A 14,217-nucleotide genomic window follows, 5' to 3' on the forward strand; every position below is an offset into this window, starting at 1 on the left:
TGATCAGCCAAGCATAGCGCGGTACGGTCAGCAGGAATGCGGACCACAAACCGCGCGGCATCTTACTGACTTTCCTGCGATTCGAACGAATCAGAATCAATCCCAAACCGGCGATCAGCAGGCGGTAACGAATAAAAGCGCGGATGATGCCAATACCGCCATCCACCACTGAAATCGGCGTATGCAGTTGATGGACGATAAGAGCGAGTTCGTGGCGTTGCACATCGGCCTCTGCGATCAGCAACTCGCGCCGCAATTGCCATTGAGAGTGTTCGCGGCTCATCAGGCGCTCAAATTAACGTGATCTTTTTTCAGCTCGGCAAGCGTTGCGGCAAACAGCGCCGCGTGCGCTTTCAGCTTGCTGCGAAAAACGATTATCGCGGCGACGCCCGCGGACAAATAAAGAAAAGTCACTACCGCAAGCACCGCAAGCCGGTTGGTATCCCAGAACACGACCACGATAAAGAACGTCAGCAACAGGACTCCGAAGCTCGTGCAGAACATGCCTACCACTGCGTATATCATCAACTCGATGAGACGCTCTTTCTCCTCCTGAATTTCATTGGAGACGAGCTGCAGCCGGTTGTACAGAATCGCAATCCCGGTCCTGCCGAGGTTTCTTACCGAGTGGACGAGCCCCTGAGATTGCAAGCCAGGCGCCTCCATCCTGCGCCTAACGGCGGTTCACCAGCAAGCCGAGCAAGAAACCCAGGCCTCCGGCAACGCTCAACGCCTTCCATGGATTCTCCTGCACGTAACTCTCTGTCGCGCGCGCCGCTTCGGCGCTCCTGTCGCGCAGACGCGTTTCAGCCTCGGCCAGGCGCATCTTGGCGACATCGAGTTTTTCGGCGAACTTGACGCGCGCTTCCGATACCTTCTCATTGGCCTGGTTGGCCGTAGCTTTCAGCAATTCTTCAGCGTCCGCGACGACCACTCTGAAATCCTGTATCAGCTTATCTTTAGAAGTGCCGTAATCGTAAGCGACAACGGGATCCATGTACGACGGTGAGCTTCCGGGAACGACGGTCTTCTCGATATCGATTTCCGTTCTTGCCATGATGTCCTCCTGGGTGCGTGGTATCTACTGGTGGTAAATCTATTGAGGTTAAGCAGGATTATGCGCGTGCAGATCACACACGAACAGGGCAAAGGCGTCACTGGACGACGTCGAGCCCTGCAACGCTATGACATCGGCTTAGCTCGCGTGTTCCCCGCCGACAGGCTGGCGCCTGAATCAGTCGACTCGCTCGGAATAACGCTCGAGCAGCAGGTGCTTTTCGTCTTCGACGCGCTCGGCCAAAGCTTCGGCTTCGTCGCCATCGAGTACTTTCCGGGCCTTCGGAAACATTTCCGTTTCTTCTTCGTCGACATGATGCTCGACGATCTCGCGCAGCACCGTAAGTTTGGCTTCCCATTGATCATCTTCGGTGCCGAGGTCCTGCATTTCGGACATCAGCTGCTTGATGATCTGGTGTTCTTCTATGCCTTCCATAACGACATCATGCGTTTTATCGGCATTCTTGATGGCCGGATAGAATATCGTTTCCTCGATTTCGCCGTGCACCGTCAGCTCACGATTGATTTCGTCAAACAGGCGCTCGCGTTCGTCGGCCTCGTCCTCGTCCGTTTGTTCAAGCTGGTCGAATAGTTCAGAAACGGCTTCGTGGTCTCTTTTCAACAATTCGTAGATATCCATCGGTTCCTCCTGGTATGAGATCGCGAGTCCTGCCAAACGCGAGTGTAGGCGCGAGGCGCGTCACGGGCTAGTCAGCAATAAATATTCCATTTCCCGGCAACGATAGATTCCTTCGATTATCTGCGGAAAAACATAAGCGCCAATAGCGACCATCACAAACAGGGATGTATTATCGTTGTAAATATTGCATCGTTTACTCGTTTTTACAGAGAATAGCCCGTTCCGTGTTCTGCTTCCGTGCGCAATCTATGTCGATGTCATCCGCCGACGGATTTCCAATTCGATGGAATGCTTCTTGCAAAATCTGGGGAAGAAAATAACCATGGATGCCATATGCCCCGCACGATCTGGAAAGGCGCGATCAGTTTCGGTTTGGTCAATATCCCGATCGGTCTCTACACGGCCGAGGTCAAAAAGGGCCTGAGCTTCAGCTTGCTCGATCGTCGCGATCTGGCTCCGGTCGGCTATCAGCGCATCAACAAGGAAACGGGCGAAGAAGTGCCGTGGGAGGAAATCGTCAAAGGCTACGAATACGAGGACGGCGAATACGTCGTGCTCGGCGACGAGGATTTCCGTCAGGCGAATGTCGAAGCGACGGAGACCGTGGACATTCTCGATTTTGTCGACGCTGCGCAAATTCCGGTCGTTTATTTCGAACAACCGTACTATCTGGCGCCCGGTAGAAAGGGCGAGAAGGGCTATGCGCTGCTGCGTGAAACCCTGCGTCAGACGAATAAAGTCGGCATCGCGAATGTCGTGATTCGCACGCGTCAGCACATCGCTGCATTGATTCCATACGGTAATATGCTCGTGTTGAACCTACTGCGCTTTGCCGACGAATTGCGCGAGCCCGAAGATCTGGAACTTCCCGGAGAAGATCTGGCGAAACTCGGCGTCAGCAAAAAAGAACTCGAAATGGCCGAGCGTCTGGTCGAGGGCATGGAGAACGAATTCGACCCGACGAAGTATCACGACCAGTATCGCGAAGACTTGCTCGCGCTGATCGACAAAAAAATCAAATCCGGGAAAACCGAAACCATCAGCGAGCCCGTCGTGGAAGACGATAAACGCGGCAAGGCCGAGGTCATCGATTTGATGGGGCTGTTGAAACGCAGCCTGGACGAAAAAGCCAGGCCGCGCGCCAAGGCTTCCGCCACCCAGGCGATCGCAAAACGGCCGGCGGTCAAGGCGCGTAAAACGGTGCGCAAAACGGCGGCTAAAGATGCGGCTAAAACGCCGACTCGAAAGCGCGCCTGAGCTTCGAGCGCGCATCACCCTTCGCTGAAGAATCCCTGAACTGAAATGGCTCTCGAGCGCTATTGGGTAAAACGCGATTTCAGCCAGACTCCGGAGCCGCGCGGGGGCGAATCCAGGAAGCGGGCAAACCAGCCCGGCCGCCTCTCGTACGTGATCCAGAAACACGCGGCACGGCGCCTGCATTACGATTTCCGTCTCGAATTGAATGGCGTGTTGTTGAGTTGGGCAGTGCCCAAAGGCCCGAGTCTCGATCCCAAGGAAAAGCGCTTGGCCGTCCACGTCGAAGATCATCCGCTCGAATATGGCGGCTTCGAGGGCATCATTCCACCGAAACAATACGGCTCCGGGACCGTCCTGTTATGGGACCGCGGCGTGTGGCAGCCCGAGGGCAGCGATGTGGTCGCGGATTACCAAAGCGGCAAGCTCAAGTTTCGGCTCGACGGCGAAAAACTGCACGGCCGCTGGACGCTGGTGCGAATGGGCGGACTCGCGAACGCGAACGCCCCGCCCGGCAGGGAAAACTGGCTTCTGATCAAGGAAAACGACGAGACGGCGCAAACCGGCAACGATGCCGAGATCGTCGAAAGGCTGACCGCAAGTGTCGCGAGCGGCCTCAAGATCGAGGAAATCGCCGCAGATCCGCAACGCGTCTGGCATTCCAACAAAGCCGACGCCGGCCCAAAAAAAGCAGCCGCGGCGAAGCAATCAGCGAAGCGAGCGCCCAACAAAGCGCACCCCTCCGTGCAGCGAGAAGACCACGGTTCCGAAGCGCAGGCGGCAGCGCCCAGTTCGACCGCATCGCGTAGTTCGACCCGCGGTTCAATCAGCTCCCAGCGTAGCGCGCTGCCGGCCATGCTGGAGCCGGAACTCGCTACCCGGGTTGACCAACCGCCCGATGGGCCCGGGTGGATTCATGAAATCAAGCTCGACGGCTATCGCATGCTGTGCCGGGTCGAGAACGGAACAGCGGCGCTGTTCACGCGTAACGGCAACGACTGGACGCACCGTTTCCCGACGCTTGCCAAGGCGGCCGGGCAGATACGGGCGGATGCGGCATGGCTGGACGGCGAGATCGCTGTACTGCGCCGCGATGGCACGACGAGTTTTCAGGATTTGCAGAACATTCTGACGCGCGGCTCCGAGGATGGCCTTGTTTATTATCTTTTCGACGCTCTGTACATCGATGGCCGCGACGTGCGCGACCTGCCATTGATCGAGCGCAAGGCGCTCTTGGCGGACATGCTGGCTTCCGGCAAGGGCGCTTTGCGCTACAGCGATCATGTCGCGGAAGCAGGAGCGGCTTTCTTTCGGCAAGCGTGCGAGCATTCGCTGGAGGGCATTGTCTCCAAGCGCGCCGACTCCGTTTATCGAAGCGGCCGCGGCCGCGATTGGCTCAAAGTGAAATGCGCGCGCCGCCAGGAGTTCGTGATCGGCGGTTATACGGATCCGGCGGGTTCGCGCACAGGTTTCGGCGCGTTGCTGCTGGGTCTATACGACGAATCACGCGGCGTTCGGGGCAAAACTCCGGGCGAACTTCGCTACGCGGGCCGCGTCGGCACCGGCTTCGATGAGCAATCGCTGCGCAATCTGCACGCGAGACTGAAGCGCCTCGATCAGAAAAAGCCGGCGTTCAGCAATCCTCCAACCGGCTACGAGGCGCGCGGCGTGCATTGGGTCGCGCCCGAGCTCGTCGCTGAAATCGCTTACGGCGAGACGACCGCTGAAGGCATAGTGCGCCACGCGTCTTTCCAGGGTTTGCGCGAGGATAAGGCAGCATACGAGGTGGTGCGGGAAACTTCCATGCCGGTGCGATCGATGGCCGCAAAAGCATCTTCGAAAAAACCAGCGTCAATCACAAAAACGCCGGTCGGGAACAGCAAAGCGGCAGCCAAAAGCACTGGCGCCAGCGTAGCCGGGGTTCGCCTGACCCATCCCGACCGTGTCCTCTATCCGGAAAATCAGTTGACCAAACTTGGCCTTGCCCAATATTACGAGGCGATGGCGCCGTTGATCCTGCCGCATCTGGCCGGGCGGCCGTTGTCGCTTGTGCGCTGCCCGGATGGAAGTCAAGGCAAGTGTTTTTATCAGAAACATGCGAACGACACGGTGCCGGCAGAGGTCGACCGCGTCGAGATTCCCGAAGACGACGGCAAGGCGATTTACACAATGGCGAATTCGCTGCCCGCCGTGATCGGGCTGGTGCAGATGGGGGTGCTCGAACTGCACACATGGGGATCGAAAAGCGACCGCCTCGATCGCCCGGATCGCATCATCTTCGACCTCGATCCGGACATCGGCCTTGACTGGAAGGACGTGGTCGAAGCCGCGAAACTGCTGCATCTCTGTCTGCAGGATTTGAAACTCGAATCTTTCCTGAAAACGACAGGCGGCAAAGGACTGCACATCGTCGCGCCGATTGCGCGCCGCAATAGCTGGGACGAGGTAAAAGCCTTTTCGAAAGCAGTCGCAGAATATCTGGTGCGCGGCGCGCCTGAAAAATTCACCTCAAAGCTGCCCAAGGCGCAGCGCAAGGGAAAGATTTATATCGATTACCTGCGCAACGGCGAAGGCGCGACCGCCATCGCTGCCTACTCTACCCGCGCCCGCCCGGGCGCGCCGATTTCGGCGCCGCTGCACTGGAGCGAGCTCGGAAAATTCCGTTCCGACGAATTCGATGTGCAGAACATCGGCGCGCGCTTGGGCAAGCTCAAGGCCGATCCGTGGCAGGGCTACGACGATGTGCAACAAGCGTTGAGCAAAGCCATGTGGCGGCAGTTGGGTGTCAAATGACACCGCAATCATTCGCGCAGTCATCTGCCGCGCAGTCATAGTGAACTCGCGCATCGGGATCGCTTCCCGGCGCGACCAGCGCGGTTCACGCGCCGGCATTCGGATCAGGGCAGTCCGCCCGGCTTCGCGCTATTCACCCATCTGCAGCAACAGCCCGCGCTTGCGCGCTACGCGAAATGCGGCCAGAAAAATCGCGACACCGGCGGCAAGATAAACGGCGTTCAAGGCAAGCGCATGGATCAGAAGATCGCCGCGAAACGCGCGCTCCGACAGCACGCTGCGCATGCCTTCGAAGACGTAGCTGCTCGGCAGCGCATTCGCAACCGGCTGCAGCCACGACGGCAGCACGCTGATCGGGTAATAGACGCCGGAAAGGGGCGCAAAGGCGAAAATAATCGCCCACGCGAGGTTCTCGGCGCCCAGCCCCCAGCGCAATACCATCGCCGACACCATCAGCCCGATCGCCCAGCCCATGATCATCAGATTGGTAAAAAAAGCAATCAGCGACAATCCCATCTCGAAAACCGAGTAATCGAACAGAACGATGGCGAGGATCGCCGCGCCGCCTACGCCGATCAGGGTGCGCAGGAACGAGATCGCCAGCTTGGCGACGACGAGCTCGTAAGGGCGCAGCGGGCTGACGAATAAATGGCCGAGATTGCGCGAGTACATTTCCTCGAAGAACGTCAGGGAAACGCCAAGCTGGCTGCGAAACAGGATGTCCCAAAGCAGCACCGCGGCGATCAGCAAACCGGGCGCCTGCGCGATTGCGCTGCTCATCGGCGCCATGAATTGCGCGATGAACGCCCATAGAATCATCTGCACCGACGGGTAATAGGCGAGCTCAAGCAGGCGCGGCCACGATTTCCGCATCAGGTAGACATGGCGCAGCACCATGGCAAGAATGCGTTGCGTGGAAAACGGCGAGGGCGGGCGGCGCAAGGGGCGTTCGGCGGCCTGGATCGGGCGCATCAGGAGTCGGGTATGTGCATTTTTTCCCGCACCGCAAGGCGCGGTCTTTCAGTCCTGTACGTCGATCGCGGCCGGCGCCTCATCGCGCGCTTGCCGGGCGATCGCGAGGAACACCTGTTCGAGATCGGCGCGCCCATAACGCGCGATGAGCGCGGCCGGTGTGCCGCTGTCGACGATGCGGCCGGCTCGCAGCATGATCACGTCGTCGCACATGCGCTCGACCTCGGGCATATTGTGGGATGCCAACAGCAGGGTTGCGCCGGTTCGCTTCTGGTAATCGATCAGGAAACCGCGCACGCGATCGCCGGCGTCGGGGTCGAGCGAAGCCGTAGGTTCGTCGAGCAGCAGCAGTTCGGGTTCGTTGAGCAGCGATTTTGCGACCGAGACGCGGGTTTTCTGGCCGGCCGACAAGGTGCCATAGGCGCGATCCAGGAATTCCTCGAACTCGAGTTCGCTCGCCAGCTTCGCAATTCGCGCTTTGATGCCGACCACGCCATACAGGCGGGCATAGACAGCGAGGTTTTCGGCGACGGTCAGCCGCTTCGGCAAATCGACATAGGGCGAAGTGAAATTCATGCGCGGCAACACGCGATAGCGATGGCGCAGCATGTCCTCTTCCAGGATCGTGATGCTGCCTGAACTGGGCAACAGCAGACCGAGCAGCATGGCAAGCGTTGTCGTTTTACCGGCGCCGTTGCCGCCGAGCAGTGCGCAGGTAATGCCGCGGCGTATCGAGAAACTGATCGCGTCGACTGCCAAAGTGGCGTCGTAGCGCTTGCTTAGCTTGGCGACTTCGATAGCGTTCAAACTCATGGCGCTGGAAGTTTCGCATACTCTGCTCGCTGAATGCGAAAGCATCGGCGGCAATGCTTCGATGCCCTGTCGTACTCGAAGCGCGAGCGCAGGCGACGATCCAGTCGCACCGAACGCTCATGCCGCTTCGCCCGGCTCGGCAATGTCGCAGGCGCAGCATGGGTTTTCGAACTGGCAGTTGTAGATGATTGGAGAAAAAGAGATTTATAATTAATATCTTTGTAACCTCTTTGTAGCCTTGACGTTTAGGCTGTACCGCAAACGATAATCCGCGTCTCGGCTCTGGTGCGATTCATAGCAATTGGCCAGCAGCCGCAGAAGGAAGTTTGCTCGAAATAATTCGAAAAATCATTGGAGGATTACTATGCCAACGCTTGAATTCAGAAGAATCGCAAGGGCGCTAATAGCAATCCTTGGCGCTTTCCCGGCCATCGTCTTTGCCGAGGGAATCTGGTCGATCGACGTGGGAACGGAACCTTCATTCGTCGAAGTCAACGATCGAGATCAGACGTGGTGGACGAATCGGATACAGGCGACGTACCGGGATTCCGCCGTCGGCGGTGTGTTCGTCGCGGCCGAGAGCCAAACACGAGAAAGCGTGACCGATCCGCTATTTAGCGCCGGTGGCTACCGACGGCTCGGGGACTGGACGCTGATAGGCCAGACGGGCGGCAGCATCGACCCCGACTTCGTTTCGCAGTTCTTCATCGAACCCCAGATCAGCCGCCGGCTCTTCGGCACATTCGTGGGGCAGGCAGGCTACCTGTATCGCGAATTTCCACAGTCTCACATTCATGTGGGGTCACTGTCGGGCATCCAGTATTTCAAGAAGGGCGAGGTTGAGCTCAGAACGGCCTACGGTAAAAGCCTGCCTCTCGACCGGCCGATCCGGGTATGGACCTTGAGAGGACTTTGGGACGACGGTTCCGCCTGGGCTTATGGCGGGACCGCGGCGTTTGGCGACAATCTTTTCGATGCGGTGAACGTTCCGGGCGCTGCCGGAAACCGCGGCTGGGCGGTGAATATCAATACACGGTATCGCTTCGATGATCGCAACAGCGTCCGTCTCGATCTTACCAGCGGCCGCGAGGAGCCGGCTTTTCGCCAGCACACGCTGGGCCTATCGTACCGGAGATCTTTTTGAACCACCTTGGAGCCTTCTTTTTCCTGTTTCTTTTTACTTTTTTCCTGTGGTTCGGGCTGTCGGCATATGTCGTTCTCAATCGTCTTTTATACGATTTTCGACTGCGCTCCCTGCAAGAGGCCCAAACTCGAATTACCGATCCAACCCCGGCACTCCCGGCCGGACAAGGAACCCGCAAAGTTCACGGCATACTTGGGCGTCTTTCACGCCCGGTGATCTATCGTGTTTCGGCGGATGTCTCCCAACCGCCGTGGGTATCCGAGGCACTGTGCGCGCAAATCCTGTCGAGATGGGGGATGCCCCAGGTGCTGGAAGAAGCATCCGGGCATAATCACCGCCCCGACCGCTGGCAGCGTGTTTCCGCGCTTAGTGTTTTGACCAGAATCCGGAGCCCTCAAATCCACGAACTTCTCCGCCAATCCCTGACCGAAAGGGATGCGGATATTGCTGCGGCCGCAGTCGTCCTGCTGGGAAGATTGCAGGATAGGCGAGCCGCTGAAATACTCATTCTCGCCCTTTGTCAGGGCCGGTACTCGCGCTCGCGTATTGCGACACAACTCGATCATTTCACGATTTCTCTCTTGGATCTCCTGGTCCCCCTCCTCGTCGACTCGTCCCCTCAGGTGCGCTACTGGGCTGTTTCCCTTTTGTCTCGATACCGCAAAATCGGCTACCTGGGCACTTTAATCGCACTTTTGGCCGATGACCCGGATGCCGGTGTACGCGAGGCTGTCGCACAGACACTGGGAACAATCGGCGGCCCGCCAGCCCCCCCTGCTTTGTTGAAGTTGCTTGGCGACAGCTCCGGTGTTGTGCGTGCGCACGCCGCACGGGCGCTCGGTCAGCTTGGGCGAACCGATTTCGCGAGTTCGATCACGCGTTTGCTTGCGGATCGTGACTGGGCGGTCCGCCTGGCTGCAAGGGAATCACTAGTTGCATTGGGGCCGGCGGCCCGTCGCGCCGTCACCGCGGAGCTCAACTCTCCCGATACCTTTGCCAGAGATAGCGCTGCCGAGGTGCTATTGAAGCTGCCATCCTCAAGAACGCGAAAACCAGTCAAGGGTTCGCGGAGGCAAAATCGTCAGCCTGAGGTCAAAGACACCGTTGCGAAATCCGCATCCAATTTCCCAGGCCCTAAACACCAATGAGCGCTTCCAGCTTGCTGTCATCATTCGTCGAGATCACGTTTTTCGTGTGCCTGATCTATATGCTGGCGCTATGCACCTTCGTGATCGTGCTGCTGGTCTACTCTACGGTTGAAAGCCGCTACCGGCGCCGGCAGCAAGAGGTCGAGGACTACGATGGCTTCCGCAAATCACGATATACGATTCCTGTAAGCATCGTCGCATCTGCCTACAATGAAGAGGTCATGATCCTCGCATCGGTCGCCTCGCTGTTGCGCCAGAACTATCCCGAGTTCGAGCTTATCCTGGTCGATGACGGTTCGACCGACACCACGCTTTCATTGCTGCAGCGCGAATACGATCTTCAGCCGGGGGAGTATTTCTATCGCGATATCGTCCCGTGCAAGCCAATCCGGGCTATTTTCAGAAGCCGGAGGGATCCGCGGCTTATCGTCGTGCATAAAGAAAACGGCGGCAGAAGAGCGGACGCGATGAACTGTGGGCTTAATTTTGCCCGATATCCGTATTTCTGCTCGGTCGACACTGACACGATCTATATGCCCGATGCGCTTCTTAAATCGATGTCGCTCGTCGCCAAGAACCCCTCCGAAGTCGTGGGAGTAACCAGCCTGTTTGGCGTCAGCCTGGAACCGGAGGCCGAGGGCCACGCTGAAAATGGGAGGCTGGATCGACATCTGCTCAGCAACTTTCAACATATCGACCTGATGCGCTCGTTCGTCGCCAACCGTCTCGCCTGGAGCCGCCTTGGCAGCATGCTTTGCACCTCAGGGGCATTCGCTATCTGGCGCTGGGACGTAATCATCGAGCTGGGAGGATACGACAACCGTTTCAGCTGCGAGGACATCGAGTTGACCTTCCGCATCCACGAAAAATTTCGCCGGGAGCGGCGGCCCTACCAAATCTTGTCGCTTCCTGAGATGGTTGCGCGAACCGAGGCGCCACACAGGACGTCGGAGTTGGTGCGTCAGAGGAGCCGATGGCAAAAAGGCATGCTCGAAACAGTTTGGCAGTATCGCTATTTATTCTTTCGGCCGCGCTATGGTGCAGTTGGCATGATCGGCGTCCCGTATTACGTCTTCTTCGAAGCCTTCGCTCCGCTGATGCAGGCCTTGTCCTTCGCCTCGCTCGGGTTCGCGGTCTGGGTGCAGCTCTACGACTGGCCGCTTTACCTTGTCATGATGGAAATCGTCATTTTCGCCGGCGCCATCCCGACAACCGTCGCCATATCCCTGCACGACGCGGCCTACCGCGATTACAGTTTGCGCGACATTGTCCGCATGCTTCTGTTGGGCCCGCTCGATCTGTTTTTGTACAGACCGATCATCATCTACGCCGGCTTGCGTGGAACCTGGCAGTTCCTGCGCGGAGATCGAGCGTGGGACAAATTCGAACGCAATGTCAGACTTGCAAGCGGCAGGAAAGCAGCCCTTCCAGGATAAACCGGTGGACGAAAGACAGGGATTTCAGCGAGGCGTCGCAACGCAGGTGCGTCGCAACCCGGGTAAACGAGGCAAGGACTTAGCAGACCAAACGCGAACGGCGCGAGGAGAGAAACTTTATTTTCAGCGGATGTTGTCTGAGAGCCGCGAGCATGCCGCGCCAGCCGATCGTCGCGCCGACAAAGCGTTTCGCCCGATCGGCATAGGCGCCGCGCAAGGCGGCGACGCCGCCCTTGGCAAAAAGTTCGAGGTTGACCGCGCTGCCGATCAGCCCGATGTGTGTCAACGCCTGCGGAAAATTGCCGAGGAACCCGCCGCTTTCGTCCATCTGCTCGGAATACAGGCCGACATCATTGGCGCGCGCAAGCAGCGCTTCGAATAGTTTTTTCGCATCGTCCGGCCGGTTTGCGAACAGCAGCGCATCGACGAGCCAAAAACTGCATGCGAGAAACGGCGCTTATTCCCCTTCGAGTCCGTCCTCGCCCGCATAGCGCCAGACGAATTCGCCTCTGCGCAATTCGCTCTCGACCGCTTCGAGCGTGCGCCGCAGAACGCGTTCGTCGGCCGGAAACCCCATGGCGGGTAGCAGCAGCAGCGAGGCGTCGGACGCGTCTCCGGAAAACGATTGACAAAAATGATCGCCGGCAGCACCTCGTCCCCTGGCCACAGTTTCGTTCAGGATGCGGTCGCACAGGCGACCCAGCCATCCTGTTCGCCGAACAGCCGGATCGCGCGATCGACCGCCGCCCAGCAGGTCGCTTTGGAATGCACGAAATGCCGGGGCTCCGCGCGCATTTCCCAGATTCCCTGATCGGGTTCGGCCCAGCACTGTTCGAGAAACTCCATCAACGCGCCGAACATTTTTGTTTCCTTGTCCGCGATCTTGCCGCCCAGCGTCTTGTAGGTCAGCACACCTTCCATGACGTGCATAGAGATCGGTTTGACGCTGGTCGTGAGCGCCGTTGCCACAGCGCACCGGGCGAGAACGCGCATAACCATCGAGGTGATTAAGAAGCTGCTCCTGGATGTTTTTTTCGTGATGAACGCCGTAAAGGACTTGCAGATCGGAAAACGATTCGGAAGACGCGGCGTTAATGAAGTTGTAGAACTGCGTTGCCTCGCTCGCATAGCCCAATCCGGCGAGCGCATACAGCATCAGGCTGGCGTCGCGGATCCAGCAATAGCGGTAATCCCAGTTGCGCTCGCCGCCGAGTTGTTCGGGTAGCGATGTGGTCAGCGCGGCGACGGTCGCGCCGGTCGGCGCGTAAGTCAAAAGTTTGATCGCCAGCGCACTGCGTTTGACAGCTTCCGCGTAAGGCCCGTCGTAACGGCAGTACCAGATCCACTCGCGCCAGAAGGCGATGGTAATCGTCAACAGTTCATCGATGCGCTCGCGCGTGACCGCAGCCGGTTTTGCCGCGACGGCGATGAACCGCACTTCGCCGGCGCATACCGCAAACATTGCCCGGGCGCGCTCGCCGGCGATTGCGAACGGCATGTCGGAATAGAGCGTGGGCCCGTCCTCGGCCAAAATCGCGCCCTCGATTTTTGACAGTTGCGCGCGATGTCTCGCGAATGCAACGCTCGGTCGATAGATGCTTTCGATCACGACCTCGCCTTGCAATCCCTCGACTTTGCGGACCAGCCAATTCGGCGCGTTCAGGCTGACGTAATCGTGCGGCCGCGCGTCGGCGGTGCGCCCGACAGGCATGAAGTCGGTTACGGCGATGCGCCCGGACGCCGGGTGGAATTCAGTGCGCAGGACATTGGCGCCGTCGAGATAAGCGCGCGTCGTTTTGAAATTGACCCGCGGTTTCAGCGATAGAAAACCGCCTTTGTCATCATCGAGCAAACGGCAGAAAACCGGATCGCAATCGAAGCGTTGCAGACAGCACCAATCGATGCGGCCTTCGGAAGATACCAGCGTGCCACCGTGACAATCGCCGATCGCCGCGTAGTCCGCGATGGGCAGGTAGTCGCCGCGGTTTTCATCTTTTTTCTCAGCCATTGTCGCGGAAGGCTGGATAAAGGCTCATCGCGCCATCGACGAATAGCGTGGTTCCGGTGACATAATCCGATTCGTCGGAGGCAAGCCAGATCGCCGCCTTGGCGACATCGCCGGTTTCGCCGAGGCGGCCATAAGGGATCAACTGCAAAAGCTTTTGCTCGGCCTCCGGCGTCTCCCAGGCTTCGCGATTGATCTCGGTCTTGATGGCCCCAGGGGCAATAGCATTCACCCGAATTTTATCAGCGGCGACCTCTTGCGCGACGCTACGCATCATCTGCTCAATGCCGCCTTTCGAAGCGGCGTAATTCACGTGCCCCGCCCAGGGAATCAACTGATGCACCGAACTCATGCAAATGATCTTGCCGCGCGCCATCGCTCCGCGCAGCGGGCTTTGCGCGCGAAAGCGGCGTATCGCTTCGCGCACACAAAGGAACTGGCCGGTCAGGTTGGTTTCGATAACCGTGTTCCAGTCAGCTATCGACATGGTCGCCAGCGGCGCATCCTTTTGCACGCCGGCATTGGCGACCAGGATATCGATTCTGCCGAACGCGGCGACGAAATCGTCGAACATCGCGATAACCTCAATCTCGCGCGCGACATCGGCTCGCAGTGCCATTGCCTCGCCACCCTGTTCTTGAATCGCGCTGACGATTTTCTGCGCGGGCGCAAGCTTGCCGCGATGATTGACGCCGACTGCGGCGCCGGCAGCGGCAAGCGTCTGGGCAATGGCAGCGCCGATGCCCGAATTGGCGCCGGTAACGATGGCTTTCTGGCCGGCGAGTGGATGGATGTTTGCAAAAGACATAGCTTTTTTCCGAATGTTTCGCGGATTATGGTTCAGGCGGTGGCTATGGAGCCGCCGTCGACGCGCAGGTTGCTACCCAGGATGAAACTCGCTTGTTCGGACGCGAGAAAGACGACTGCCGCGGCGACTTCACTGGGCTTGCCCGGAC

The 14,217-nt window shown here is 58.6% G+C and carries 15 protein-coding genes; 5 read left to right on the forward strand and 10 right to left on the reverse strand.

The genetic code is table 11. The features are described 5' to 3' along the window. From H0V78_11525 to H0V78_11540, 4 genes are all read right to left on the reverse strand, one after another. The coding region (locus H0V78_11525) for a hypothetical protein (GenBank protein MBA2352381.1) at positions 1–256 on the reverse strand (256 nt) is incomplete at its 3' end. Positions 257–282: 26 nt separating this feature from the next. Then, complete coding sequence (locus H0V78_11530) at positions 283–651, reverse strand: phage holin family protein (protein MBA2352382.1); 369 nt, start codon at positions 649–651, stop codon at positions 283–285. Positions 652–673: 22 nt separating this feature from the next. Next, a complete protein-coding gene (locus H0V78_11535; protein ID MBA2352383.1) occupies positions 674–997 on the reverse strand; it encodes a DUF883 domain-containing protein in 324 nt (107 codons plus the stop codon). Positions 998–1,234: 237 nt separating this feature from the next. Further along, on the reverse strand, positions 1,235–1,696 hold the full coding sequence (locus H0V78_11540; protein MBA2352384.1) for a hemerythrin domain-containing protein: 462 nt from the start codon (positions 1,694–1,696) through the stop codon (positions 1,235–1,237). A 333-nt stretch (positions 1,697–2,029) separates the two neighbouring features. Between H0V78_11540 and H0V78_11545 the strand changes: the two genes are divergently transcribed. Together H0V78_11545 and ligD are read left to right on the forward strand one after the other, a co-directional pair. Then, a complete protein-coding gene (locus H0V78_11545) occupies positions 2,030–2,953 on the forward strand; it encodes a Ku protein (protein ID MBA2352385.1) in 924 nt (307 codons plus the stop codon). Positions 2,954–2,998: 45 nt separating this feature from the next. Further along, positions 2,999–5,743, forward strand: a complete 2,745-nt coding sequence (gene ligD / locus H0V78_11550) for a DNA ligase D (protein MBA2352386.1) — start codon at positions 2,999–3,001, stop codon at positions 5,741–5,743. 129 nt (positions 5,744–5,872) lie between these two features. Here ligD and H0V78_11555 read toward each other — a convergent pair whose 3' ends face one another. Continuing rightward, the gene (locus tag H0V78_11555) at positions 5,873–6,715 is read right to left on the reverse strand and encodes an ABC transporter permease (protein MBA2352387.1); all 843 of its coding nucleotides are present in this window, start codon (positions 6,713–6,715) and stop codon (positions 5,873–5,875) included. Positions 6,716–6,763: 48 nt separating this feature from the next. Then, positions 6,764–7,528, reverse strand: coding sequence for an ATP-binding cassette domain-containing protein (locus H0V78_11560; protein ID MBA2352388.1), 765 nt, complete (start codon positions 7,526–7,528; stop codon positions 6,764–6,766). 301 nt (positions 7,529–7,829) lie between these two features. On the opposite strand from H0V78_11560, the gene yaiO reads away from it, so the two are divergent. From yaiO to H0V78_11575, 3 genes are read left to right on the forward strand one after another with little or no spacing between them, the layout of a single operon-like run. Continuing rightward, positions 7,830–8,672 carry a YaiO family outer membrane beta-barrel protein gene (yaiO, locus tag H0V78_11565; protein MBA2352389.1) on the forward strand — a complete coding sequence of 281 codons (843 nt, stop codon included), beginning with the start codon at positions 7,830–7,832 and terminating at the stop codon, positions 8,670–8,672. Further along, positions 8,669–9,820, forward strand: a complete 1,152-nt coding sequence (locus H0V78_11570; protein MBA2352390.1) for a HEAT repeat domain-containing protein — start codon at positions 8,669–8,671, stop codon at positions 9,818–9,820. The genes yaiO and H0V78_11570 overlap by 4 nt, the downstream gene beginning before the upstream one ends. Beyond that, positions 9,817–11,256 (forward strand): glycosyltransferase family 2 protein, encoded by a 1,440-nt coding sequence (locus H0V78_11575; protein ID MBA2352391.1) that lies wholly within the window; start codon positions 9,817–9,819, stop codon positions 11,254–11,256. The genes H0V78_11570 and H0V78_11575 overlap by 4 nt, the downstream gene beginning before the upstream one ends. Before the next feature lie 79 nt (positions 11,257–11,335). On the opposite strand, the gene H0V78_11580 is transcribed toward H0V78_11575, so the two are convergent. From H0V78_11580 to H0V78_11595, 4 genes are all read right to left on the reverse strand, one after another. Beyond that, positions 11,336–11,584 (reverse strand): hypothetical protein, encoded by a 249-nt coding sequence (locus tag H0V78_11580; GenBank protein MBA2352392.1) that lies wholly within the window; start codon positions 11,582–11,584, stop codon positions 11,336–11,338. A 129-nt stretch (positions 11,585–11,713) separates the two neighbouring features. Next, positions 11,714–13,264 carry a glycoside hydrolase family 15 protein gene (locus H0V78_11585; GenBank protein ID MBA2352393.1) on the reverse strand — a complete coding sequence of 517 codons (1,551 nt, stop codon included), beginning with the start codon at positions 13,262–13,264 and terminating at the stop codon, positions 11,714–11,716. Beyond that, on the reverse strand, positions 13,257–14,069 hold the full coding sequence (locus tag H0V78_11590; protein ID MBA2352394.1) for a glucose 1-dehydrogenase: 813 nt from the start codon (positions 14,067–14,069) through the stop codon (positions 13,257–13,259). The genes H0V78_11585 and H0V78_11590 overlap by 8 nt, the downstream gene beginning before the upstream one ends. A 32-nt stretch (positions 14,070–14,101) precedes the next feature. After that, on the reverse strand, positions 14,102–14,217 hold a 116-nt coding region (locus tag H0V78_11595; GenBank protein ID MBA2352395.1), incomplete at its 5' end, for an SDR family oxidoreductase.

The sequence above is a fragment of the Burkholderiales bacterium genome (assembly GCA_013695435.1).
In the GTDB taxonomy this organism is placed as follows: domain Bacteria; phylum Pseudomonadota; class Gammaproteobacteria; order Burkholderiales; family JACMKV01; genus JACMKV01.

Coding starts and splice junctions, on each gene's coding strand:
- H0V78_11585 (MBA2352393.1), bottom strand. CDS start 13,264: ATGGCTGAGAAAAAAGATGAAAACCGCGGCGACTACCTGCCCATCGCG.
- H0V78_11555 (MBA2352387.1), bottom strand. CDS start 6,715: ATGCGCCCGATCCAGGCCGCCGAACGCCCCTTGCGCCGCCCGCCCTCG.
- H0V78_11540 (MBA2352384.1), bottom strand. CDS start 1,696: ATGGATATCTACGAATTGTTGAAAAGAGACCACGAAGCCGTTTCTGAA.
- H0V78_11545 (MBA2352385.1), top strand. CDS start 2,030: ATGCCCCGCACGATCTGGAAAGGCGCGATCAGTTTCGGTTTGGTCAAT.
- H0V78_11590 (MBA2352394.1), bottom strand. CDS start 14,069: ATGTCTTTTGCAAACATCCATCCACTCGCCGGCCAGAAAGCCATCGTT.
- H0V78_11535 (MBA2352383.1), bottom strand. CDS start 997: ATGGATCCCGTTGTCGCTTACGATTACGGCACTTCTAAAGATAAGCTG.
- H0V78_11580 (MBA2352392.1), bottom strand. CDS start 11,584: ATGGACGAAAGCGGCGGGTTCCTCGGCAATTTTCCGCAGGCGTTGACA.
- H0V78_11560 (MBA2352388.1), bottom strand. CDS start 7,528: ATGAGTTTGAACGCTATCGAAGTCGCCAAGCTAAGCAAGCGCTACGAC.
- ligD (MBA2352386.1), top strand. CDS start 2,999: ATGGCTCTCGAGCGCTATTGGGTAAAACGCGATTTCAGCCAGACTCCG.
- H0V78_11575 (MBA2352391.1), top strand. CDS start 9,817: ATGAGCGCTTCCAGCTTGCTGTCATCATTCGTCGAGATCACGTTTTTC.